Raw genomic sequence first — 22,736 nt, forward strand, 5'->3', positions numbered from 1 at the left:
TGCACGAGAAAGGGCCCGGTCGATCAGGAGCTCTCCTGATCGACCGGGCCTTCGGCTCCCCGACTTGGACTCGAACCAAGAACCTGCCGGTTAACAGCCGGCTGCTCTGCCAATTGAGCTATCGAGGATCAGCGGTGCACGAGCACCGCGGCCCGACGAGTGTACTGCACCCGGCGCCCCTGCTCAGGACGGCGCGCGTGGTGGGGACCGCGCGTCAGTCCTCGCGGACGGCACCGCCGTCGACGCGGAGGACCCGGTCGGCGAGCGCGGCGAGCGTCCTGTCGTGCGTCGCGAGCACGACGGCAGTGCCCGCAGCGGGCAGCGCGAGGAGCAGGTCCGCCACGTGCCGCCGGTTGTCGGCGTCGAGCGCGGCGGTCGGTTCGTCCGCGACCAGCAGCGCGGGCCGCGCGATCAGGGCGCGGGCGATCGCCACCCGCTGCTGCTGGCCGCCCGACAGCGCCTCGACGAGCGAGCCCGCGACGGCGGCGAGCCCCACCTGCTCGAGCGCCTCGAGCGCGCGCCGCCGCACCTCGGCACGCGCGGTGCGCGGCCGGCCGGGCGCCTGCAGCGGGAGCGCGACGTTCTCCGCCGCGGTGAGCAGGCTGACCAGGCCGTGGCCCTGCAGCACCAGCCCGACCGCCTCCGCGGGGACCGTGCGCTCGACCGAGCCGGTGTCCGGCGCCTCCAGCCCGGCCAGCAGCGCGAGCAGGGTGGACTTGCCCGAGCCGGACGGGCCGACGAGCGCGAGGGAGGCGGCGGGGGCGACCTCGAGGTCGACGCCCGCGAGCACCGTGCGGCCCGCACGCCGCGCACCCGCACCGCGCAGCCGCACGAGGGGCCCGCTCACGGCGTCACCACCCTGCCGCCGTCGAGTGCGAGGACTCCGCCGAGACGGTCGGCGACCACCCGGTCGTGCGTGATCGCGATGAGCGTCGCGCCCGCCTCGTCGGCCACGCGCTCGAGCAGGTCGAGCACCTCGTCGCGGGAGCGGGCGTCGAGCGCGCTCGTCGGCTCGTCGACCAGCAGCACGTCGGGATCCCGCGCGACTCCGGCGGCGATCGCGACCCGCTGCCGCTCGCCGCCCGAGAGCCGGTCGACGCGGTCGCCGGAGACGGACTGCAGGCCGAGGGCCCGGAGGAGGTCGAGCGGGTCCCGCTTCGGCGCGCGTCGGCCCGCCGGCCGCTGCGCGAACCGCACGTTGTCCACCGCGGTGCCGTAGGGCAGCAGGTTGCGGCGCGGGTCCTGCACCACGACCGACACGGACCGGCGGCGCACCGACGACAGCTCGCGCTCCGTGAGCCCGGTGAGGTCGTCGTCGCCGATGAGGACGCGGCCGCTCGTCGGCCGCTGCAGCCCGGCGAGCACCGTCAGCAGCGTCGACTTGCCGGAGCCGGAGGGGCCGACGACGGTCAACCGCTCCCCCGCGCCCACTGAGAAGGAGACGTCGACGAGCGCGGCGAACCGCTCGCCGTCGGCGTCGTACTCGTGCCCGAGGTGCTCGACCCGCACCGGCAGCCCCGCGCTCACTCCTCCGCCTCCCGCAGGCGCGAGCTCGACCCGGCCCGCACGACGCGGCCCGCGGACAGCAGCACCGTTCCGCCGACCAGGACGACCAGTACGGCGGCGCAGAGCAGGAGCGGCGTGGCCGGCGGCAGCGCGGCGAGCGGCACCGGGGTGTCGTCGGCGGACTGCGGCACGGCGGGCAGCGCCAGCACCAGCGCGAGCACGCCGGCGGGCAGGCCCACCACGACCGCGGTGCCGAGCAGCAGCAGCTGCTCGAGGATCGCCGCGCGGTAGACCTGCCCCCGCCGGACACCCACGGTGGACAGGGCGGCGGCCTCGTAGGAGCGGCGCCGCACCGCCGCCGCGATCGACACCGCCGTGCCGCCCATGGCCAGCAGCGCGCCGGCGACGGCGCACACGGCGAGCAGCAGGAGTGCGAGCGCCGGTCCCTGGCGGGCGAGCTCCGCGTTCCGGGCGGCCAGGCTCTGCTCGCCGTCGATCACGAGACCCGCGTGCCGGAGACGCGCGACCGCGTCCGCGGGCGCGTGCGGCCCGAGCCACACCGACCACTGCGCGTCGACGGCGAAGCCGGGCAGCGCGGCGCGGAACGAGCGCAGGTCCACGACGACGCCCGCATCGAGCACGACGGGCAGCACGGGCGCGGCGCCCGCGACGACGAGGCGCGCTGCGGCCCCGTCCGGCGAGGCGACGTCGAGCATCCGGCCCGATCGCGCGCCCGCACCGGCGACGAGCGCGGGCACCGGATCGGGCAGATCGGCGAGCACCGCACCGCCGGTGCCGCCCGGGCCGATCCGGAACAGGTCGAGCAGCCCTTCAGCGGTCGGCCGCACCCGGTCGCTCGCGTCGCCCTGGGCGATCGCGGAGCGCCACCGCCCGGACGTCGAGAACCCCGTCGCCACCGCCTTCCCGTCGACGGTCAGGCGGTCGATCAGCGCGGTCCCCGAGACGGTGCCCTCGGCGAGCACGTCGCCCACCCAGCTCAGCCCGATCAGCTCGCAGCCCTGCGCGCACGGCACGGCCGCCCGGTACACGGCGGCACCCCGGCGGAGCGTGGACGTGGGGACGTCCACCTCGACGCCGTCGGGCCCGCGGAGGGCGAGCACCACCTGCGGCGCGGGCCCGCCGACGCGGTCGGCGACCCGGATCCGCACGGCGAGCTCCCGCCCCCGCACCGCGGTCGACGGCGCCGCGCCCTCGTGCACGACCGCCGCGATGCGGCCCGCCGACGGCAGCCCCGGTGCCGCCGCGCCGACCGCCGCGAGGCGGTCCGCGTCGACCGCGAGCACCGGGTCGGTGACGTCGCCGCCGAAGGGCAGCCAGCTCGCCGCCGCAGCGGCCCAGCGCCCGTCCGGATCGGCTCGCGCCACCTGGCCCGCGACGTCCTGCCCGGGCGTGAACCGCACCCGTTCGACGCGCGTCGCCCCGATCTCGGCGGCCGCCCGCGTCACGCGGTTCTGCGCGGCGACGACCTCGCCGCCGACGCCGAAGACCGCGAGCCCGACCGCGACGGTCAGCAGGGCGACGAGCCGCAGACCGGCCGGCCGTCGCACCACCTGCCGCACGGCGAGGAAGACCGCGATGCGTCGCGACGCGGCGGTCGCCGGCACCGCCGGCCGCAGCACGATCGGCAGCAGTCGGGCACCCGCGAAGCCCGCCGCGCAGACGAGCAGCCCCGGACCGAGCAGCGTGAGCGCGCCGGCCTCCGGTCCCGCGACCCGCAGCGCGACGAAGGCGAGGGCGGCGAGCGCCGCGACCAGGACGTCGGCGACGAGTCCCGCCGGGGACCCGCCGCTGCTCGACCGCGTCCTGCGCCACTGCTCGAGCACCGGTCGGCGCAGCGTCGACCACGCGCTCTGCACCACCGCCGCCGCGCCGCCGGCGACGGCACCGACGAGCGCGAGCAGCGCCACCCAGGTGAAGCGCACGGGCGTACCCGGCAGCAGCACGGCGTCCGCGAGCCGCGTCGCGACCAGCACGGCGAGCAGCGCGCCGACGGGCGCGGCGAGCAGCAGGAGCACCACGGGCTCCCCCAGGCCGAAGCGCAGCAGTGCGGTCCGGTCGAAGCCGCGCAGCTTCGCGAGCGCGATGTCGGCGCTGCGCGCGTCGACCGCGTCGACCAGCACGCGGTGCAGCACGAGCCACCCCAGCACGCACAGCTGCAGCACGACGAGCGCGGTCGCGACGTCGATGCGCGCTCGCACCTGCTCGGCCTCGGCGAGCACCGCCCGGAGGGAGGTGGCGACGGTGAACGCGTCGACGCCGCCGGAGCGCTCCAGGGCGCGGACCTGGGAGCGGAGGGAGCCGATGTCCGCCAGCCGCACGGAGCGGACGTCGAGCGGCAGGTCCACGGCCTCCTGCACGAGCGGCTTCGCCGGCACCGCATCCGGCGCGACGGGCAGCGGCTCCAGCCGGTCGAAGGTGCCGCGATCGACCAGCACCGCGTCCGTGATCGGCACGCCCTTGGAGTCGACGCCGACCTGGAAGTACGGCTGCCCCGACCAGCGCGGCGACGACGCCGAGCGCGGGGTGTAGACACCGACGACCCGCACGGAGACGGACGCGCCGTCGAGCGCCGACCCCACGACGAGCGTCGCGCCGCGCTTCCACCCGTACGGGAGCGCCGCGGAGCGGGAGGACACGATCGCTTCGCCGGGTCGGTCCGGGCACCGTCCGGCGTCGAGCCGCACCAGGGCGCAGGCGCCGTCACGCCACAGCATCCGGGTGTTCATACTCCCGAGGTCGGGGCCCGCGGAGGCCCGCGCCTCGAGGAACAGGGAGCCGATGCGGTCGGGCCGGTGCGCGAGGGGCGGCAGCGCCGCCGCGGTGTCGAGGCGCTGCTCCGCCTCCTCCACCGTCAGCTGCGGGGAGCCGCCCGAGTCGCCCTGCAGCCGCACGCCCGTGCGGGCTCCTGCGTCCCGCAGCACGTCCTGCAGCCCGCTCTCGGCGGCGGCCAGCGCGAAGACCGGGCCGAGGGCGGCGCCGGCGCACACGACGACCGCGCAGGTCCAGACCGTGATCGACAGCGCGGCTCGCCAGCGCAGCGCGCGGAGGACCAGACCGGGCACTCGCACCGTCCTCCCGGGCCAGGCGCCCGGATCGAGACTATTGGGCCGGTGCGGGCTCCGGCGCAGGGCGGGCGGGCAGGCCGATGGCGCCCGTGCGGAGGAAGTAGTCGTCGCGCAGACCGCGCACGTACGGGTGCACCGGGTCGGTGAACACCTGCTCGGCGGTGCCGGAGGCGATCAGCACCCCGCGGTGCAGCACGACGACGCGGTCGGTCGTGCGGTGCATGACGGCCGCGTCGTGGCTCACGACGACCGCGGAGAACACGCGCTCGCGGTGCAGCTCGAGCAGGGTGTCGAGCACGGGCCCGCGGGTGGCGACGTCGACGCTGGAGGTCGGCTCGTCGGCCACCCAGAGCATCGGCTGCAGGATCAGCGACCGGGCGATGGCGACGCGCTGGCGCTGCCCGGCGGAGAGCTCCCACGGGTAGCGGTCCATGATCGCGAGCGGCAGCTGCACCGCGTCGATCAGCTCGGCGGCGCGCACCCCCGCCTCGCGCTCGGCGAAGCGGTGGTCGCGGGCGTACAGGGGCTGGGTCACGTTCTCGGCGACGGTCAGGCCCGGCGTGAGCGTGCGGCCGGCGTGCTGCGGCAGGTAGCCGACCTGGGCGCCGAGCACCCGGCGGGCCGAGCGACCCGGACGGTCGGCGCGCATGCCGAGCACGGAGACGGAGCCGCCGTCGACGCGCGGTCCGCGCTCCCCCGGCTGGCGGGCGATGCGGCCGGCGATCACCCGGGCGAGGGTGGACTTGCCGGCGCCCGTCTCGCCGACGATCCCGACCAGCTCGCCGGGCTCGACCCGCAGGTCGACGCCGCGCACGGCTTCGAAGCGGGCGGCACCGGGGTAGCCCACGGTCAGATCCCTCGTCACGACCACTGCGCCGTCGTCGACCATCGCCTACCCCCTCCGGTCGGGGCGAGCGTAGTTCCGGGGCGGCCCGCACGACCCCGCGACACCCCCGGACTGGGGCGCACGGCGGAGGGGTCGGATCAGACCGCGCGGAGGGTGCGGCGGTCGGCCTCGACGACCACCAGCTGCTGCCGCAGCGCGCGGAAGCGCTCGGCGTCGGCGGCGCCCTCGGTGCGCTGCAGCTGGCGCACGAGGTCCGCCTTCTGCCGCAGCAGGTGCCGGTCGACGAGGGAGGCGACGGTCGCCTTCGCGGTGCGGGCGAGCTGCTCCTCCCCCGCGGTCCGCACGGGCAGCGGCAGGAACGCGAGCTCCTGCACGATGGGCGCGATCGGCTCCGGCACCTCGGCCGTCAGCCGCTCGAGCCAACCCGCGCCGCCCAGTGCGCCGAGCTGCGAGGTGACGGCGTCGCGCACCATCGCCAGGGTCGCGTTGTGGAAGCCGGCCTCGGTCGAACGGCGGATCAGGTCGCCGCCGACCAGGTGCGGCACCTGCACGATCATCATCAGCGCCTCGCGCTCGAGGCGCGTCGCCGGGTCGTCGGGCAGCGATCGGAGCGAGGCGGGCGGCCGCGTCGGCTGCTGCGCCGCCTCGGCGTCGCGCCGCGTCGCCTCGCGGGAGTCGGCGCCCCGCCGGTCCGCGTCGCGCCGCTCGCCGGCGTGCCCGCGCTTCACCGCGCGCTCCACCTCGGCGAGGTCCATGCCGAGCCAGCGCGCCAGCTCGCGGGTGTACCCGGGCCGCACGGTGCTGTCGCGGATGTCGGCGACGATGGGCGCAGCCTCCCGCAGCGCGCCCGCGCGCCCCTCCACCGAGTCGAGGTCGTGCGCGTCGAGCACCCGCCGGATCATGTACTCGAACATCGGGCGCTTGGTCTCGATCATCGCGAGCACGGCCTGGTCGCCGCGCTGCACGCGCAGGTCGTTCGGGTCGAGCCCGTCCGCGCCGACCGCGACGAAGGTGCGGGCGGAGAACCGCTGCTCCTCCGCGAAGGCGCGGACCGCCGCCTTCTGGCCGGCGGCGTCGGGGTCGAAGGTGAAGATCACCTCGCCGTTCGAGCCCGCGGCGTCGCCGAGGATGCGCCGGATCACCTTGATGTGCTCGACGCCGAACGCGGTGCCGCACGTCGCGACCGCGGTCGGCACGCCCGCGAGGTGGCACGCCATCACGTCGGTGTAGCCCTCGACCACCACGACCCGGCCGCCCCGAGCGATCTCCCGCTTGGCGAGGTCGAGCCCGTAGAGCACCTGCGACTTGTGGTAGATCGGCGTCTCGGGGGTGTTCAGGTACTTCGGGCCCTGGTCGTCCTCGAGCAGGCGGCGGGCGCCGAACCCGACGGTCGCGCCGGTGAGGTCGCGGATCGGCCACACGAGTCGCCCGCGGAAGCGGTCGTAGACGCCGCGGTCGCCGCTGGAGACGAGGCCCGCGGTCGACAGCTCGGTGTCCGAGAAGCCCTTGCCGCGCAGGTGCTTCAGCAGCGCGTCCCACGACTTCGGCGCCCAGCCGACGCCGAAGTGCGCGGCGGCGGCCTGGTCGAAGCCGCGCTCGGTGAGGAACTGCTGCCCGGGCGCCGCGGCGGCGGTCGCGAGCTCGCCGACGAAGAACTCCGCGGCGAGCCGGTTCGCCTCGAGCAGGCGCACGCGGTTCGCGACGTCCTGCTGCGGCTGCCCGTCCTCGTAGGTGAGCGTGAAGTTGATGCGCGCGGCGAGCGACTCGACCGCGTCCGCGAACGACAGGTGGTCGAGCTCCATCAGGAAGCTGATGACGTCGCCGTCGACCCCGCAGCCGAAGCAGTGGTACCGACCGACCGCGGGCCGCACGGTGAAGCTGGGGCTGCGCTCGTCGTGGAAGGGGCAGAGGCCCTTCAGCGAGCCGACGCCCGCGGGCTTCAGCGCGACCTGGTCGCCGATGACCGCCGCGATGTCCGTCCTGCTGCGGACCTCGTCCACATCGCTTCGACGGATCCGGCCTGCCACAGACCGGATTCTAGGTTCGTCCGGCGACCCCGCCGGCCCGCCCGCCTCCCCTGTGGACGGCTCGCGGATCCGCAGATCGTGCGCGGATCCGGAAATCCTCGGCGGCACGCCGCTGGAGCGCGTCCGTGACCGGCGTGTCGGCCGACTTCTGCGGATCCGCGGAGGGGCTAGGCGGCTGCGCGCCGGGCGGCGGCGAGGATCCGTCGGGCCGGGAGGCGTCGCAGCCCGGCCGGCAGGAGGCGCGTGGCCGGCGCGAGCCGCAGGGCCAGCGGCAGCAGGTCCGGCGCGCCGCGGCCGAGCAGCGGATCGAGCGCGGGCCGCAGCGACGGGAGGGTGGACAGCGTCGTCCGCAGGTAGGCGGGCATCACGACGCGGATCCAGAGCGGGGTCGCCCGCGCGGCGACGAGGGCCCGCACGACGGGCACCGTCTGCTCGTCGAAGCGCAGGTCGGCCGCTGCGGCGGCGAAGGCCGCGTCGAACGCGGCGCGGGTGCGGGGCCACTCCGCCTCCGGCAGCCCGAGGGCGGTGGCGATGCGGCCCATGCGGGCGAGCAGCTCGTCCGCGAGCGGCAGCGGCAGCGGTCCCCACACCGCCTCCGCGATGCGGATGGCGGTGTCGTGGATCGTCGCGGCCACCCAGAACTGCAGGGCGGGGTCCCGCGCGTCGTAGGACACCGCGGCGCCGGGCTCGCTCACCACGGGGCGGTGCGCGCGGCCGACCGACCGGGCGGCGCGGCGGACGAGGTCCTCCTCCCCCGCGGCGACGACGTAGACGTACGACAGGGTGCTGCGGAGGCGGGCGAGCGGGTCCGTCTCGAAGGCGCTGTGCTCGGCGACGCCGTGCCCCACCGCCGGGTGCGCGAGCTGCAGCAGCAGGGCCCGCAGGCCACCCGCGAGCAGCACGCCCTCGAGCTGCAGCTGCGGCGCGGTCGGCAGCCGGCGGGCGCGGCGGCTCACCGCACGAGCCGCCCGTGCCAGGCCAGGGCGGACTGGTCGGTGAGGCTGGCGACCTGGTCGACGACGACGCGCTTGCGCGCCCGGTCGTCCTCGGCCTCGTCCCAGTCCGCTGCGAACGCGGTGTCGAGGTGCTGCGGGCCCGCGAGCAGCGCCTCCGCGAGCTCCTGCAGCAGCTCGCGCTGCTGCACGTAGACGGGTCGGCGGGTGTCGTGCGCCATCACGAACGCGGCGACGATCCCCTTCAGCGCCGCGATCTCCGCCTGGATGCCGCGCGGCACCTCCACGTCGGCGTGGAACCGCACGAGCTCGCCAGCGGGGTGGGCGCGTCGGGTGGCCGCCGTCGCGGCGCCCGCGAACCGCCCGATCAGCTGGCTGGTCAGGTTCTTCAGCGCGGCGTGGGCCCGGCGGGAGCCGTCCCACTCCGCGATCCAGGAGTCCGCGGCACGCAGCCGGTGCAGCGCCTCCACGAGCTCGTCCTGGTCGAACGCGCCGCCGACCCACGCCCACATCGCGCCGACGACGTCGCGCTGGGCGGCGTTCGAGCGCAGCGCCGCGAGGTCCACGGAGCCGCCGACCACGGCGTCCTCGAAGTCGTGCACGGAGTAGGCGATGTCGTCGGACAGGTCCATGACCTGCGCCTCGATGCAGGGCCGGCGGTCGGGCGCGCCGCGGCGCAGCCACGCGAACGCGGCCTCGTCCTCCGGGTAGTAGCCGAACTTGGCGCGGCCGCTCGGGTCGCCGACCGGCGCCTCCAGCCCCCACGGGTACTTCAGGGAGGCGTCGAGGCTCGCGCGGGTGAGGTTCAGCCCGTACGCCTCGTCGTCGGGCCCGAACACCTTCGGCTCGAGGCGGGTGAGCAGCCGCAGCGACTGCGCGTTCCCCTCGAAGCCGCCGATCTCGCGGCTCCACTCGTTCAGCGCGCGCTCACCGTTGTGCCCGAAGGGCGGATGGCCGAGGTCGTGGGCCAGGCACGCCGTGTCCACGACGTCGGGCGCGAGCCCGAGGTTGCCGGCCAGCTCGCGGCCGACCTGGGCGACCTCGAGCGAGTGCGTGAGGCGCGTGCGCGCGAAGTCGAGTCCGAGGGTCGGCGACAGCACCTGCGTCTTGGCGGCGAGCCGCCGCAGGGCGCCGGAGTGGAGGAGGCGGGCCCGGTCGCGGGCGAAGTCGCTGCGGCGGGACGAGTGCTCCTCGGGCAGCCACCGCTCGCGGTCGTGCTCGCCGTAGCCGAGGTCGGCGTCGTTCGCGTCAGCCACCGCTCGAGTCCAGCTCCGCGCCGGCGACGGCGGCACGGTCGTCGTCGTCGAGGGTGCGCGACTCGAGCCAGCGGTCCGGCAGCGCGGGCGACTTCGGGCTGCCCGCGCGGCCGCGCTGCCCCTCCGCCGCCTCGCCCGGGTACGGCTGCTCGCGGTCGAGCTGGGACAGCAGCTCGTCCAGGTGCGCCAGCGACTCGACCTGCGCGAGCTGCGCGCGCAGCTGGCCGCCGACGCCGTAGCCCTTGAAGTACCAGGCGACGTGCTTGCGGATGTCCCGGCAGCCGCGGTGCTCGCCGCCGTCCGCGTCGTCGCCGAAGAAGTCGACGAGCAGCTCGGCGTGCCGGCGGAACGCGTCCGCGACCTGGCCGAGGCTCGGCGGCGCGGGTGCGACGCCGGCGCCGAACGCGGCGGCGAGGTCGCCGAACAGCCACGGCTTGCCGAGGCAGCCACGGCCGACGACGACGCCGTCGCAGCCGGTCTCCGCCATCATCCGCAGCGCGTCGTCGGCGCTCCAGATGTCGCCGTTGCCGAGCACCGGCACGGAGGTGACGGTCTCCTTGAGCTTCGTGATCGCGCTCCAGTCCGCGTGCCCGGAGTAGAACTCGGACGCGGTGCGGGCGTGCAGGGCGATGGAGGAGACGCCGCCCCCCTCCGCGATCCGTCCGGCCTCGAGGTACGTGAGGTGGTCGGCGTCGATGCCCTTGCGCATCTTGATCGTGAGCGGCAGCGGACCCGCGGCGCGGACCGCGCGCTCGACGATGTCGCGGAACAGGTCGAGCTTCCACGGCAGGGCCGAGCCGCCGCCCTTGCGCGTCACCTTCGGCACGGGACAGCCGAAGTTGAGGTCGACGTGGTCGGCTCGGTCCTCCTCGCGGAGCATCGTCACCGCCGCCTCGACGGTCGCGGGATCGACGCCGTAGAGCTGCACCGAGCGGGTCGTCTCCGACTCGTGGAACCGGATGAGCCGCATCGACTCCTTCGTGCGCTCCACGAGCGCGCGGCTCGTGATCATCTCGCTGACGTAGAGCCCGGCACCGTACTCGGCGCACAGGCGCCGGTAGGCGGTGTTGGTGATGCCCGCCATCGGCGCGAGCACGACGGGCACGTCGAGCCCGAGCGGGCCGATGCGCAGCGCGGTCGAGGGCGCGAGTGCCGTGGTCACGCCCCCATTCTCCCCGACCGCGCGGACACCTCCCGCACTCCCCGTTCCGGAGGACTCCGCGTCCTGCGGAACGAGGAGCGCGTTCAGGAGACGGGCTGCGCCTCGGGCAGGGACGCGGCGGGGAGGCAGTCGTCGCCCTCGCAGGCCGGGCCCGCGCCGGGCAGCATCGTGAAGGGCTGGATCGCCGGCACGTCGCTCATCGCGCGGCCGCCTGCTCCGCGGCGACCTGCGTCAGGGCTCCCGCGAACACCTCGGGCGCCTGCGCACCGGAGACGCCGTACTTCCCGTCGATCACGAAGAACGGCACGCCGCGGATGCCGTACGCGACGGCCTGCGCGAGGTCCGCCTGCACGTCGCCGGCGTAGCGGTGGTCGGTCAGCGCCTCGCGGGCGGCGGCGCCGTCGAGGCCGACCGACTCCGCGATCGCGACGAGGTCGTCGACGTGCCCGATGTGCCCGCCGCCCTCGAAGTAGGCCTTGAACAGGGCCTCCGTCACGTCCAGCTGCTTCCCGCTCGCCTTCGCGAAGTGCGACAGCTCGTGCGCCAGCAAGGTCTTCGTGTGGCGGATGTCGTCGTAGTGGTAGTCGAGGCCCACCTCGGCCGCGATCGCCGACACCTGGTCGGTCATCGCCTTCGCCTGCTGCAGCGGGATGCCCTTGTGCCCGGACAGGAACTCGATCGCGCTGCCCTCGAAGTCGACCGGGGTGTCCGGCGACAGCTCGAACGAGTGGTACTCGACCTCGACGGGCACGCCGGCCGTGCGGGCGCCCTCCTCGAACTTCCGCTTACCGATGTAGCACCAGGGGCACGCGACGTCGGACCAGACGTCGACCTTCACGGGATCCGTCACGTCGAGACCGAACCGCACCCCCCGCCGTCGCATTCCCGCGGAGTCGCGATGAGGGAACGGGTCGTGGATCAGGGACCGCACCGACCCGTCGTCCTGATCCCGGACCGGCGTCCTGAGGACCGCGCGGTCACGCCGGCACGCCGGGCGGCGGCTCCGGACCGAGCGCCTCCGCGGCGCCGCCCCTCCCGCGCGGCAGCCGGCGCACGGCCGGCACCGCGACCACCGCGAAGGCCGCGACGAGGCCCGCGGCGCCGAGCAGGAGGATCGCCGAGCCCGCCCCGAGCACCGCGGTGAGCGCGCCCGCGGCCACGGAGCCGAGCGGGATCGCGCCCGTGCTCGTCAGGTAGTCGTAGCTCGCGACGCGGGACAGCTCGGCGTCGGGCACGTGCTCCTGGAGGCTCGTCTCCCACAGCGAGAAGTAGACGGTCACGCAGACCCCCGCGAGCACCTCCAGCGCCGCCACGGGCGCGGTGCCCAGCCCGCTGCCGATGACGAGGCCCTGGCAGGAGGCGCCGATCAGCGCGATGGCGGACACCCGCAGGGCGAAGCGCGGCCGCCACCTCAGCAGCAGGAGGTCGCCGGCGAGCGACCCGACGCCGAACGCGGCCGTGATGACCGCCCAGCCGGTCGCGCCGCCGAACCGCTCGCCCGACAGCACCGGCCCCAGCACGAAGATCGCGGGCAGCACGAGCACCGTGTAGGCGGAGCCGGCGGCGAGGAACGCGAGGATCCACGGCCGCGACCGCACGCTCGCGGCGCCCGCTGCGAGGTCCGCGAGGAAGTGCGGGCGCTCGTGCGCCGGGACCGCTGCAGCCCGGGGCACGCGCAGCAGCAGGAGGGTGACGGCGGACACCGCGAACGTCACCGCGTCGAACAGGAACGAGCCGCCCGGCCCGACCAGCGCGATGAGCACGCCGCCGATCGCCGGCCCGGCGATCGAGCCGAACGAGTGCGTGAGGCCGCGCAGCGCGTTCGCCGGCTGCAGGTCGGCGGGGCTCACCGTCGACGGCACGAGCCCGGTGATGGCGGGCTGGAAGAAGGCGTCCGCAGCGCCGAACACGACCGCGAGCACGACGAGCAGCGGGACGCCCGCGTGCCCCGTCAGGAGCAGGACGCCCGCCACGAGCTGCACCGCGAAGCGCACCGCGTCCGACGCCACCATGATCCGGCGGCGGTCGAGGCGGTCGGCGAGCACCCCGGCGGGCAGCGCCAGCAGCACGAACGGCAGGAACTGCGCGACCGAGACCACGACGACGCCGACCGACCCGCCGCCGACGCTCAGCACCGCGAAGGGCAGCACGAGCATCGTCACGCGGTCGCCGAGCACGGACAGCAGCTGCCCGGTGAACAGGCGGCGGAACCGCGGCTCGTTCCGCAGCACCGCGGGGACGAGCGTCGGCACGGCCCGGCAGCCTAGCGACTGGCCGCACTAGCGTGGCAGCGTGGGCAGGGAACGGGTCACCGAGGCGGCCGAGCGACTCGGGCTGGACGTCGAGCTGGTCGAGCGGCCCGCAGCGGACTCGCTCGAGAGCGCGGCCGCGCTGCTCGGCCTCGACCCGGCGAGCATCGTGAAGTCGCTGGTGGTCGCCCGCAGCGACGGCACCTTCCTGTTCGCGCTCGTGCCCGGCGACCGCCAGATCGCGTGGGCCAAGCTGCGCGCCGCGGTCGGCGTGAACAAGCTGCGCCTGCCGAGCGCCGAGGAGGCGCTGGGCGCCACCGACTACGAGCGCGGCACGATCACCCCGCTCGGCAGCAGCACGGCGTGGCCGGTCTTCGCGGACGAGCGCATCGCCGGCCGCATCGCGATGGGCGCCGGCGAGCACGGCTACAGCGCCTTCGTCGACGCCGCCGCCCTGCTGGCGGCCCTGCACGCGACGGTCGCCGACATCACGAGCTGACCGACGCCTCCCGTGTGCTCGACGCACGGACCCGTGCCCGCGCCGCGGCGGGTGCACGGGTCCGCCGGTCGTGCAGAAGGGTCCCGCGTCAGCGGTGCAGGACCCGCAGACCGACCTCGCCGCGGCTGAAGCGCACGAAGCGGCGCGCGCCGACGCCGGTGCGGGTCACCAGGAGGTGGACCAGGCCGGGTGCGCGCTCGAAGACGCGCAGCAGCCGCGCGCCCGCCCGCTGCTCCGGCTCGAGCTCCCGAGCGACGTACGCCTCGTACCCGGCGAGCGCCGCGTCGTCGCCGCCGGCGGCCGCCTCCCCCGCGGCGACGCCGGAGCGCAGCGCGTACGAGATCCCCTCCCGGGTCCACGGCTCGAGCAGCCCGGCGGCGTCTCCGGCGACGAGCACCGCGCCGCGGCGGACCGGCGACCCGGCCTCGCGCCAGCGGGTGAGGTGGCCGGAGTCGTGCAGCCGCTCGCGGCCCGCCAGGCCGAGGCCGTCGAGCAGCCGGGCGAGGTAGTCGCGCGTGGCAGCGCCCTCGCCCTTGCGCTGGATGACGCCGACCGTGAGCCGGTCGCCCTTCGGGAAGACCCAGCCGTAGGTCCCGGGGCCGCGACCCCAGTCGAGGTGGACGCGCTGCGACCAGTCGGCGCCGACCCCGGCGAGCTCGACCTCCAGCCCCAGGTCGCTGCGCGCGATCCGCACGCCGACGTGGCGGCCGACGACCCCGGAGGAGCCGTCCGCCCCGACGACGACGCCCGCGGTCAGGCCGCCCGCGGAGGTGCTGAGGCGCACCCCCTCCGCCGACTCCACGAGACGGCTGACGCGGACGTGGTCGCGGAACGTCGCGCCCGCCTCGACCGCCGCGTCGACGAGCGCCTGGTCGAGCACCTCGCGCCGCACGAGCGCGAGGAACGGGCGGGTGGACCGCACCCGCCGGGCCGGGCCGCCGCGCAGCGAGAAGGAGGTGGTGGCGACGCGCCCCTCGACGGCCGCCAGCGCCGAGGGCGGCAGCAGGGCGAGGGAGGTGCCGATCAGGCCGCCGCCGCAGGTCTTGTACCGCGGGAACCGGGCGGCGTCGAGCAGCAGCACGCGTCGCCCGCGGTCGGCCGCGACGCGCGCCGCGCTGGCCCCCGCGGGCCCGGCGCCGACCACGACGACGTCCCAGTGCTCGATGGACCCCTGCTCGGCGTCGCTCATCGCACCGGAGCGGAGAACCGGGTGCTGACGCCCGGCGAGTACAGGACGGAGTCGGGCGCGCGGTCCGCGAGGAGCGGGAACCCGGCGTCCGCGAGCAGCTCGTCCCGCAGGTCGAGCAGCTCCGCGCGGAACAGCGGCCAGGGCTCGTGCTCGTTGCGCCAGTACTGCGTCCGCCCGAACCGGGTGCGCCCGAAGCGCCCGACGTGCATCGCCCACCGGGCGGTGAGGAAGTCCGCGAGCGCGTCCCCCTCCACCCGCTCGTCCGAGCGGCGGACCGCGATCCGGGTGCGGGGCCGGGTGCGGCCCTCCAGGCGCTCGGAGGCGTACCGGACGGTCGCGCCGGTGCGCTCGCCGCGCATCCGCGACCAGCGGTAGGGCAGGCCGAGCCCGGCGCGTGCGGCGAGCACCGGCAGCAGGTGCGCCGCGTCGAGGCTGCGGAACACGACGCTGCGGCGCCCCCGGTCGTCCACGGCGTACAGGCGCACGTTGGTCTCGAGGAACGTGCCGAGCCAGGGCACGACGGGCAGCGGCGGGAACTCGGTGCGCTCGAGCCGGAACGGGATCAGCCCGACCCAGGCGGCGCCGTCCGGCGTCGTATCGGGGCGGGTGCCCGCCGGCAGCCAGGGCGCGACCTCGGCCGGGTCGACGCGCCAGTGCAGGAACACCGCGTCCGCCCAGTGCTGCTGGATGACGGCGCGCCCCGGAAGCGGCGGTGAGACGTGCGCCACCGCCTCCGGGTCCGTCGTCATGCTGCGCGCCTGATCAGGCGCCGACGAGCGCGGCGGCGAGGAAGCCGTGCAGCTTGTCGAGGCTGACGCGGTCCTGCTGCATGCTGTCGCGGCTGCGCACGGTGACCGACTGGTCGTCGAGCGAGTCGAAGTCGACGGTGATGCAGAACGGGGTGCCGATCTCGTCCTGCCGGCGGTACCGGCGTCCGATGGCGCCGGCGTCGTCGAACTCGACGTTCCAGTCCTGCCGCAGGTCCGCCGCGACCTGCTTCGCCAGCGGCGACAGGCGCTCGTTGCGGCTGAGCGGCAGCACCGCGGCCTTGACGGGCGCGAGCCGCGGGTCGAGCCGCAGCACGGTGCGCTTGTCGACGCCGCCCTTCGTGTTCGGCGCCTCGTCCTCCGAGTACGCGTCGACGAGGAACGCCATCAGCGACCGGGTCACGCCCGCCGCGGGCTCGATGACGTACGGGGTCCAGCGCTCCCCCGCGCCCTGGTCGAAGAAGCTCAGGTCGGTGCCCGACGCCTTCGAGTGGGTGGCGAGGTCGTAGTCGGTGCGGTTCGCGATGCCCTCGAGCTCGCCCCACTGGCTGCCGGTGAAGCCGAACTTGTACTCGATGTCGACGGTGCGCTTCGAGTAGTGGCTCAGCTTCTCCTTCGCGTGCTCGTACAGGCGGAGGTTCTCCGGCTTGATGCCGAGGTCCGTGTACCAGCGGTGCCGCTCGCCGATCCAGTACTCGTGCCACTGCTCGTCGGTGCCGGGCTCGACGAAGAACTCCATCTCCATCTGCTCGAACTCGCGCGTGCGGAAGATGAAGTTGCCGGGGGTGATCTCGTTGCGGAAGCTCTTGCCGATCTGGCCGATGCCGAACGGGGGCTTCATCCGCGCGGACTGCAGCACGTTCGCGAAGTTGACGAAGATGCCCTGGGCCGTCTCGGGGCGGAGGTAGTGCAGGCCGGCCTCGTCGTCGACGGGGCCGAGGTAGGTCTTCATCAGACCGGAGAAGGCGCGCGGCTCGGTCCAGCTGCCGGGCTGCCCGGTCTCCGGGTCGCGGATGTCGGCCAGGCCGTTCTCGGGCGGGTGGCCGTGCTTCGCCTCGTACGCCTCGATGAGGTGGTCGGCGCGGTACCGCTTGTGCGTGTGGAGGCTCTCGACCAGCGGGTCGGAGAACACCTCGACGTGGCCGGAGGCCTCCCACACGCGGCGCGGCAGGATCACGGAGGAGTCGATGCCGACGACGTCCTCGCGGCCGCGGACCATCGTGCGCCACCACTGGCGCTTGATGTTCTCCTTCAGCTCCGCGCCGAGGGGGCCGTAGTCCCACGCGGAGCGGGAACCGCCGTAGATCTCACCCGCCTGGAAGACGAAGCCGCGCCGTTTGGCGAGGGCGATGACGCTGTCGAGCGAGGTGGCGGCCACGGTTCTCCCGTCCGGGGCCTCGCCGGCTGCGGGGCCCTCATGTGAAGCGCACAGCCTACCGAGCCGCCGGAGGCGGTCCCCGACGGCCTCTGTTGCGCCCCGTGACCGGCACCGTCGCGCCGGAGCAGGCCGCGACCTACAGTTGCCGCACCGCCGGAGGGTCCGGCGAACCAGGAGCCGCCCCCATGTCGTACCCATCCCGTCCGCTGCACGCCGCCACGGCCTGCGAGCGCGGGGAGATGTGCGTGGACGACCGGCCCGGGCACGCGGTGACGCTCATGCGGCTGCGCCTCGCGCACCTGGACCCGGACGGCTGGCGCGACGCCGTCGTGGTGGCCGCCGGGCACGACGGGTCCGTCGAGCTGCGGCCGTGGGCCGGCGGCGCGACCGTGCACGTGTGGCACCACGTCGACCGCTCGGATCTGCTGACACCGGGCTCCCCGGTGTCGGTGCACGAGCGGTACGGGCTGCTCGCCGTCGGCGGCGACCGCCTGAACGTCGCCCCGCGCTAGCGCGTCAGACGGCGTCCGCCGTCATCGAGGCGAGCAGCCGGCTGCACGCCGCGTCGCAGGCCTCGCAGGCGTCGGCGCACATGGCGCACGTCGCGCTCATGTCGGCGTGCGTCCGGCACTCCTCCATGCACGCGGCGCACATCGCGGTGCAGGCCTCGAGCATCGCGATCATCGCCGTGCGCTCCATGCCCGCCGGGCGCATCAGCATGCGCATCGTCGTGCCGCACACCTCCGCGCACATCGCGCAGCGCGAGGCGCAGACGGCCATCCCGTCCATGCCGCCCATCGCGTCGGAGCACATCGTGCAGGCCTGCATGCAGGTCGAGCAGGCGTCGATCGCCTCCTGCATCGCCGCCATGTCCATCGCCATGCCCATGTCCTTGCGCCTGGCCATGGACTTCATCAGCTCGGTCGTCGTCTCCATCACGTGCGCGTCCCCGCTCCGCGTGCCGACGTCCCGTCCCGATGGGCGGATCCGATCCCGTCGGCCGCTTCCAGGGGAACGCTAGGGACCCGGAGCCGCAAGGGCAACGGTTCTGGCGAGGGCCGGGCGAGGTCCCAGGCCGGCCCGTCCGTCCCGGCGGCCCCGGTCGGCTCCGGCAGCGCCGCTGCGGGAGGACCGCTGCCGGACGCGACGGGCGCTGCCGGAATCGACGCGCGGGTCGACGGGAGGCAGGCAGGGCGCCGTCGGAGCCGCTCACTTCGATCCGGGCGGTGTCGGGCGTCCGTCGACGCCCGTGATGCCCGGGACGCCCGGGATCAGGCGGGGACCCCCGGGATCAGGCGGAGGCGTCGGGCGCGTCGACGGCGGCGCCGAACCGGCGGTCACGGGCGTTGTACTGCGCGATCGCGTCCCACAGGTGGGTGCGCCGGTAGTCGGGCCAGAGGGTGTCCTGGAACACCATCTCCGCGTAGGCCGACTGCCAGAGCAGGAAGTTCGAGGTGCGCTGCTCTCCCGACGAGCGCACGAACAGGTCCACGTCGGGCATGTCCGGCAGATACAGGTGCCGGGCGATCGTCTTCTCGGTGATCGCGTTCGGCTTCAGCCGGCCCGCGGCGACCTCCTGGGCGACCTGCCGCACGGCGTCCTGGATTTCCACCCGACCGCCGTAGTTGATGCACATCGTGAGGGTGAGCGTGCGGTTGTCCTGCGTCAGCTCCTCCGCCGACCGCAGGTCGCCGATCACCGTGCGCCACAGCCGCGGCGTGCGGCCGGCCCAGCGGATGCGGACGCCCCACTCGTTCAGCTGCTCGCGGCGGCGGCGCAGCACGTCGCGGTTGAAGCCGAGGATGAAGCGCACCTCGTCGGGCGACCGCGTCCAGTTCTCCGTCGAGAAGGCGTAGGCGGACAGGTGCTTGACGCCCGCCTGCAGCGCGCCAGCGACGACGTCGAGCAGCGCGGCCTCCCCTGCCCGGTGCCCCTCGATGCGCGGCAGCCCGCGACGGTTGGCCCAGCGGCCGTTGCCGTCCATCACGACCGCGACGTGCTCCGGCACCTTCTGGAATGCGGGCGGGTGCTCCTCCGTCCAGTCGACGGGCCGGATCGGGTCGAGCGGCGCGCGCGCCATCAGGCACCGCCCTTCGCGGATCCGGAGGAATCGGGCGACACGCCGCGGCGTGACGTCGTCGCCGCGGCGTGTCGGGCAGGAACTGCGGATCCGCGGAGAATCTGCGGATCGGCGAGAACGGCCATCAGGCGGTCACCGCGCGGTCGAGGTGGTTCAGCGACTTCAGACCGCGCTCCAGGTGCCACTGCACGTACGCGGCGATGACGCCGGACGCCTGCCCGCGCGTCGACTGGCCGGACGCGTCCGCGACCGCCCAGTCCCCCGTCAGCAGCGCGCCGAGCAGCTCGATCGTCTCCCGGCTCAGGCGCGGGACGCCCGGCGGCGCGACGGCGTCGGCGACGACGCCGCCGAGCTGCGCGACGAACGCCGTGTGCGGTCCTGGCGCGCCGGTGACCGCGCAGTCGCCGAAGGTCGGCGCCCAGCCGGCGATCGACAGGGCCCGCAGCAGGTACGAGTCGAGGATCAGCGAGGGGCCGTGATCGCCCCTGGACAGCGCCCGCAATGCGCCGACGAGCAGCAGGTACTGCTGCGGCGAGGGCTCGTCGGTCAGCCGGTCCGCGGTCTCGACGATGACGTTCGCGGCCGTGAAGGTCGCGTAGTCCGCGGCGATCGGCGACCCGTAGCTGCCGAGCGACTCGGCCTGCTGGATCACGTCGAGGCTGCGGCCCTCGTAGCACTGCAGGTCCACGACCATGAACGGCTCGACGTGCGAGCCGAAGCGGCTGGAGGTGCGTCGCACGCCCTTCGCGACCGCGCGGATCTTGCCGCGGTGCTTGCCGAGCATCGTGATGATGCGGTCCGCCTCGCCCAGCTGGTGGGTGCGGAGCACGACGGCTTCGTCGCGGTAGGTCGGCACGCGTCGATTGTCGCAGTCACCACCGACTCCCACCGGCGCCGCAGCAGGAACCGGTACGCAGGTGGTCCGGCACTCACCGGGAGCGAAGGGGCGGAGACGACATGGCAGGACCGTTCGACAAGGGGCTGTTCGACAAGGCCAAGCAGTTCGTGCAGAGCGAGCAGGGCGAGAAGGTCACCGATCAGGTGCTCGGCTCGGTCGCGGACATCGTGTCGAAGCGCACCGGCGGCAAGCACGACGAGCAGATCGCGAAGGCGCGCAAGGTCGTCGACGAGAAGCTCGGCCGCAAGGACCCCGGGTCCCACGGGAAGTAGTCCGCAGACGCCGGAAGGGGGTGCCGCGACCGCGCGGCACCCCCTCCCGAGATCGAGCGTCAGGCGGCGAGCGGGAAGGCCCGCGCCTCCTCGAGCGAGGCGAAGCGGTGGATGCTCGAGATCGAGCCGTTGCGCAGCCCGAACGTCGAGTACACGGTCAGCGGCGTGTTCGAGGCGTCGCTGTTCCAGGTGGCGTCCTGGGAGACGACGATGCCCCCGGGCACGTCGTAGCAGTCGCGCGGCATCAGCCGGACACCGGCCGTCTCGACCCATCTGACCATCTCGTCACGGCCGGTGGACTCGCCCTTGGGCCCCGCGACCACGACGTCGTCGGTGCAGGCGGCGGCCGCGGTCGCGCCGTCCCCGTTGTTCACCGCCACGTGCCAGATGACGATGACGGAATCGAGGGTCGAAGTCGTGAGCGTCATGCGGCAAGGGTGCCGTACGCGTCCGCGGCACGCCAGAAGCGTTCACGGAATGTTTCCTACGAGACGCGGAAGTTCGCCGATAACGAACAGATCACATCGCACATGCCCTGGAATTCCCCGGGAAAGTGCGGCGCCGCACCAATTCCCCCTCCGCGCCGTGAGACGGCCGCCCCTCCCGCGTCGATCAGCAGGAGCTGGCGGCCGTCACGGGAGGGTCAGGCGAGCGCGAGCTCCGACACCTGCGCGCGCACCGCGCGGTTCACGGAGGACACGATCGCCTTCAGCGACGCCGTCGCGATGTCCGCGTCGATGCCGACGCCCCAGAGGCGCACGCCGTTGACCTCGAGGTCGACGTAGGCGGCCGCCTTGGCATCGCCGCCGGCGCTGAGCGCGTGCTCGACGTAGTCGTACAGCGACACCTGGAAGCCCTGCTCGGCCATCACCCGGAGGAAGGCGTCGACGGGCCCGTTGCCGCGCGCGGTCACGTCCTGCACCTCGTCGTCGATCCGGAGGCGGACGCCGAGGTCCACCTCCCCGTCCAGCTCGCTGGAGGTGCGCGTGCGCAGCACCTCGAAGCGGCCCCACTTCGCCTCGGGGTCGGGGTGCGGCAGGTACTCGTCCTGGAACGCGGACCAGATCTGCTCGCTCGTGACCTCGCCGCCCTCGGCGTCCGTCTTCGCCTGCACGACGCCGGAGAACTCGATCTGGAGCTTGCGGGGCAGGTCGAGCGCGTGGTCGTTCTTCAGCAGGTAGGCGACGCCGCCCTTGCCGGACTGCGAGTTGACGCGGATGACCGCCTCGTAGCTGCGCCCCAGGTCCTTCGGGTCGACGGGCAGGTAGGGCACCGCCCACTCGGCCTGCTCGACCGGGGTGCCCGTGCGCTGCGCGGTCGCCTCCATCGCCTCGAAGCCCTTCTTGATGGCGTCCTGGTGGCTGCCGGAGAAGGCCGTGTAGACGAGGTCGCCCGCCCAGGGGCTGCGCTCGTGGACGCGCAGCTGGTTGCAGTGCTCCGCGGTGGCGCGGATGCGGTCGAGGTCGGAGAAGTCGATCTGGGGGTCGATGCCCTGCGTGAACAGGTTGATGCCGAGCGCGACGAGGTCGACGTTGCCGGTGCGCTCGCCGTTGCCGAACAGGCAGCCCTCGATGCGGTCCGCGCCGGCCAGGTAGCCCAGCTCCGCGGCGGCGATCGCGGTACCGCGGTCGTTGTGCGGGTGCAGCGACAGGATGACGTGCTCGCGGTGGTCGAGGTGCCGGTCCATCCACTCGATCGAGTCGGCGTAGACGTTCGGCGTCGCCATCTCGACGGTCGCGGGCAGGTTCAGGATCACGTTGCGCTCCGCGGTGGGGACCAGCACCTCCATGACCCGGTTGCAGATCTCGACGGCGAACTCGAGCTCGGTGCCCGTGTAGGACTCGGGCGAGTACTCGTAGTAGACGACGGTCTCCGGCACGGTCGCCTCGTACTGCTTGCACAGCCGGGCGCCCTCGAGCGCGATGTCGACGACGCCCTGCCGGTCCGTGCGGAACACGACGTCGCGCTGCAGCACGCTCGTCGAGTTGTAGAGGTGCACGATCGCCTGCTTGGCGCCCTTGATCGACTCGTAGGTGCGGGCGATCAGGTGCTCGCGCGCCTGGGTCAGCACCTGGATCGTGACGTCGTCGGGGATCGCCCCCTCCTCGATGAGGCTGCGCACGAAGTCGAAGTCGGTCTGGCTCGCGGAGGGGAACCCGACCTCGATCTCCTTGTAGCCCATCCGGACCAGGAGGTCGAACATGATCCGCTTGCGCTCGGGGCTCATCGGGTCGATGAGCGCCTGGTTGCCGTCGCGCAGGTCGACCGCGCACCAGCGCGGCGCCTTCGTGATGCGCTTGCTCGGCCACGTGCGGTCGGGCAGGTCGACCGAGAACTGGTCGAGGTAGTGGCGGTACCGGTGGATCGGCATCGGGGACGGCTGCTGCCGGTTCTGCATGGAGGCGTTTCCTTCTACTCGTCTGGGGCGGCCAACGCGAGGACTCCGCGACGAGGAGGGCCTGGAGAGTTAGGCCTCGTCGCGGCAGCGAAGGAGGAGGAGCGCCGTCAGCACGGGACCGACGGTACCACTCCCCTCTCCCGCGTTCCCGGACCCGGTCGAGCCGTCA

Annotated in this window: 21 protein-coding genes and 1 tRNA gene; 3 read left to right on the top strand and 19 right to left on the bottom strand. The window is 74.5% G+C overall.

The window, feature by feature from the left end; all coding sequences use genetic code 11:
* Positions 1-55 precede the first annotated feature (55 nt).
* The 11 genes from ABEA53_RS07710 to ABEA53_RS07760 all read right to left on the bottom strand — a co-directional run bounded on the left by ABEA53_RS07710 (position 56) and on the right by ABEA53_RS07760 (position 13,089).
* Positions 56-128, bottom strand: a tRNA-Asn gene (locus ABEA53_RS07710).
* Between the two features lie 86 nt (positions 129-214).
* The gene (locus tag ABEA53_RS07715) at positions 215-847 is read right to left on the bottom strand and encodes an ABC transporter ATP-binding protein (protein ID WP_345480474.1); all 633 of its coding nucleotides are present in this window, start codon (positions 845-847) and stop codon (positions 215-217) included.
* Positions 844-1,527 (bottom strand): ABC transporter ATP-binding protein, encoded by a 684-nt coding sequence (locus ABEA53_RS07720; protein WP_345480475.1) that lies wholly within the window; start codon positions 1,525-1,527, stop codon positions 844-846. The genes ABEA53_RS07715 and ABEA53_RS07720 overlap by 4 nt, the downstream gene beginning before the upstream one ends.
* Entirely contained in the window at positions 1,524-4,589 is a 3,066-nt protein-coding gene (locus ABEA53_RS07725) for an FtsX-like permease family protein (protein ID WP_345480476.1), read from the bottom strand. Before ABEA53_RS07725 ends, ABEA53_RS07720 begins: the two co-directional genes overlap by 4 nt.
* A 37-nt stretch (positions 4,590-4,626) precedes the next feature.
* A complete protein-coding gene (locus ABEA53_RS07730) occupies positions 4,627-5,481 on the bottom strand; it encodes an ATP-binding cassette domain-containing protein (RefSeq protein WP_345480477.1) in 855 nt (284 codons plus the stop codon).
* Between the two features lie 95 nt (positions 5,482-5,576).
* Positions 5,577-7,466 carry a DNA primase gene (gene dnaG, locus ABEA53_RS07735; RefSeq protein WP_345480478.1) on the bottom strand — a complete coding sequence of 630 codons (1,890 nt, stop codon included), beginning with the start codon at positions 7,464-7,466 and terminating at the stop codon, positions 5,577-5,579.
* Between the two features lie 167 nt (positions 7,467-7,633).
* Complete coding sequence (locus tag ABEA53_RS07740; RefSeq protein ID WP_345480479.1) at positions 7,634-8,422, bottom strand: oxygenase MpaB family protein; 789 nt, start codon at positions 8,420-8,422, stop codon at positions 7,634-7,636.
* A complete protein-coding gene (locus tag ABEA53_RS07745) occupies positions 8,419-9,675 on the bottom strand; it encodes a deoxyguanosinetriphosphate triphosphohydrolase (RefSeq protein ID WP_345480480.1) in 1,257 nt (418 codons plus the stop codon). The genes ABEA53_RS07740 and ABEA53_RS07745 overlap by 4 nt, the downstream gene beginning before the upstream one ends.
* The gene (gene dusB, locus ABEA53_RS07750; RefSeq protein WP_345480481.1) at positions 9,668-10,837 is read right to left on the bottom strand and encodes a tRNA dihydrouridine synthase DusB; all 1,170 of its coding nucleotides are present in this window, start codon (positions 10,835-10,837) and stop codon (positions 9,668-9,670) included. The genes ABEA53_RS07745 and dusB overlap by 8 nt, the downstream gene beginning before the upstream one ends.
* 196 nt (positions 10,838-11,033) lie before the next feature.
* Entirely contained in the window at positions 11,034-11,687 is a 654-nt protein-coding gene (locus tag ABEA53_RS07755) for a DsbA family oxidoreductase (RefSeq protein ID WP_345480482.1), read from the bottom strand.
* A gap of 127 nt (positions 11,688-11,814) precedes the next feature.
* Positions 11,815-13,089: an MFS transporter gene (locus ABEA53_RS07760; protein WP_345480484.1), complete on the bottom strand. Its 1,275-nt coding sequence runs from the start codon at positions 13,087-13,089 to the stop codon at positions 11,815-11,817.
* A gap of 40 nt (positions 13,090-13,129) precedes the next feature.
* Between ABEA53_RS07760 and ABEA53_RS07765 the strand changes: the two genes are divergently transcribed.
* Complete coding sequence (locus ABEA53_RS07765; RefSeq protein WP_345480486.1) at positions 13,130-13,585, top strand: aminoacyl-tRNA deacylase; 456 nt, start codon at positions 13,130-13,132, stop codon at positions 13,583-13,585.
* A gap of 88 nt (positions 13,586-13,673) precedes the next feature.
* On the opposite strand, the gene ABEA53_RS07770 is transcribed toward ABEA53_RS07765, so the two are convergent.
* The 3 genes from ABEA53_RS07770 to ABEA53_RS07780 are packed head-to-tail and all read right to left on the bottom strand — an operon-like array spanning position 13,674 to position 16,919.
* The gene (locus ABEA53_RS07770) at positions 13,674-14,774 is read right to left on the bottom strand and encodes a geranylgeranyl reductase family protein (RefSeq protein WP_345480487.1); all 1,101 of its coding nucleotides are present in this window, start codon (positions 14,772-14,774) and stop codon (positions 13,674-13,676) included.
* Positions 14,771-15,523 (bottom strand): YqjF family protein, encoded by a 753-nt coding sequence (locus ABEA53_RS07775; RefSeq protein ID WP_345480488.1) that lies wholly within the window; start codon positions 15,521-15,523, stop codon positions 14,771-14,773. The genes ABEA53_RS07770 and ABEA53_RS07775 overlap by 4 nt, the downstream gene beginning before the upstream one ends.
* Before the next feature lie 13 nt (positions 15,524-15,536).
* Positions 15,537-16,919: a glycine--tRNA ligase gene (locus tag ABEA53_RS07780; protein ID WP_345480489.1), complete on the bottom strand. Its 1,383-nt coding sequence runs from the start codon at positions 16,917-16,919 to the stop codon at positions 15,537-15,539.
* 185 nt (positions 16,920-17,104) lie between these two features.
* On the opposite strand from ABEA53_RS07780, the gene ABEA53_RS07785 reads away from it, so the two are divergent.
* On the top strand, positions 17,105-17,431 hold the full coding sequence (locus ABEA53_RS07785) for a hypothetical protein (RefSeq protein WP_345480491.1): 327 nt from the start codon (positions 17,105-17,107) through the stop codon (positions 17,429-17,431).
* A 4-nt stretch (positions 17,432-17,435) separates the two neighbouring features.
* Here ABEA53_RS07785 and ABEA53_RS07790 read toward each other — a convergent pair whose 3' ends face one another.
* From ABEA53_RS07790 to recO, 3 genes are all read right to left on the bottom strand, one after another.
* Positions 17,436-17,855, bottom strand: a complete 420-nt coding sequence (locus ABEA53_RS07790) for a four-helix bundle copper-binding protein (RefSeq protein WP_345480492.1) — start codon at positions 17,853-17,855, stop codon at positions 17,436-17,438.
* A 355-nt stretch (positions 17,856-18,210) separates the two neighbouring features.
* Positions 18,211-18,999: an isoprenyl transferase gene (locus ABEA53_RS07795; RefSeq protein WP_345480493.1), complete on the bottom strand. Its 789-nt coding sequence runs from the start codon at positions 18,997-18,999 to the stop codon at positions 18,211-18,213.
* A gap of 124 nt (positions 19,000-19,123) precedes the next feature.
* On the bottom strand, positions 19,124-19,855 hold the full coding sequence (gene recO / locus ABEA53_RS07800; protein ID WP_345480495.1) for a DNA repair protein RecO: 732 nt from the start codon (positions 19,853-19,855) through the stop codon (positions 19,124-19,126).
* A gap of 101 nt (positions 19,856-19,956) precedes the next feature.
* Here recO and ABEA53_RS07805 point away from each other — a divergent pair, with 101 nt between their 5' ends.
* Positions 19,957-20,169: an antitoxin gene (locus ABEA53_RS07805; RefSeq protein WP_345480496.1), complete on the top strand. Its 213-nt coding sequence runs from the start codon at positions 19,957-19,959 to the stop codon at positions 20,167-20,169.
* A gap of 59 nt (positions 20,170-20,228) precedes the next feature.
* Here ABEA53_RS07805 and ABEA53_RS07810 read toward each other — a convergent pair whose 3' ends face one another.
* Together ABEA53_RS07810 and leuA are read right to left on the bottom strand one after the other, a co-directional pair.
* On the bottom strand, positions 20,229-20,597 hold the full coding sequence (locus tag ABEA53_RS07810) for a hypothetical protein (RefSeq protein WP_345480497.1): 369 nt from the start codon (positions 20,595-20,597) through the stop codon (positions 20,229-20,231).
* A 215-nt stretch (positions 20,598-20,812) separates the two neighbouring features.
* Complete coding sequence (leuA, locus tag ABEA53_RS07815; protein ID WP_345480498.1) at positions 20,813-22,567, bottom strand: 2-isopropylmalate synthase; 1,755 nt, start codon at positions 22,565-22,567, stop codon at positions 20,813-20,815.
* Between the last annotated feature and the right edge of the window lie 169 nt (positions 22,568-22,736).

Origin of the sequence: Amnibacterium soli (assembly GCF_039544415.1) — a bacterium.
Lineage (GTDB): Bacteria > Actinomycetota > Actinomycetes > Actinomycetales > Microbacteriaceae > Amnibacterium > Amnibacterium soli.

Excerpts from the sequence above, each read along its gene's own strand:
- ABEA53_RS07730 (WP_345480477.1), bottom strand. The coding sequence starts at position 5,481 with ATGGTCGACGACGGCGCAGTGGTCGTGACGAGGGATCTGACCGTGGGC.
- ABEA53_RS07770 (WP_345480487.1), bottom strand. The coding sequence starts at position 14,774 with ATGAGCGACGCCGAGCAGGGGTCCATCGAGCACTGGGACGTCGTCGTG.
- ABEA53_RS07775 (WP_345480488.1), bottom strand. The coding sequence starts at position 15,523 with ATGACGACGGACCCGGAGGCGGTGGCGCACGTCTCACCGCCGCTTCCG.
- ABEA53_RS07785 (WP_345480491.1), top strand. The coding sequence starts at position 17,105 with ATGTCGTACCCATCCCGTCCGCTGCACGCCGCCACGGCCTGCGAGCGC.
- ABEA53_RS07790 (WP_345480492.1), bottom strand. The coding sequence starts at position 17,855 with ATGGAGACGACGACCGAGCTGATGAAGTCCATGGCCAGGCGCAAGGAC.
- ABEA53_RS07795 (WP_345480493.1), bottom strand. The coding sequence starts at position 18,999 with ATGGCGCGCGCGCCGCTCGACCCGATCCGGCCCGTCGACTGGACGGAG.
- ABEA53_RS07805 (WP_345480496.1), top strand. The coding sequence starts at position 19,957 with ATGGCAGGACCGTTCGACAAGGGGCTGTTCGACAAGGCCAAGCAGTTC.
- ABEA53_RS07810 (WP_345480497.1), bottom strand. The coding sequence starts at position 20,597 with ATGACGCTCACGACTTCGACCCTCGATTCCGTCATCGTCATCTGGCAC.
- leuA (WP_345480498.1), bottom strand. The coding sequence starts at position 22,567 with ATGCAGAACCGGCAGCAGCCGTCCCCGATGCCGATCCACCGGTACCGC.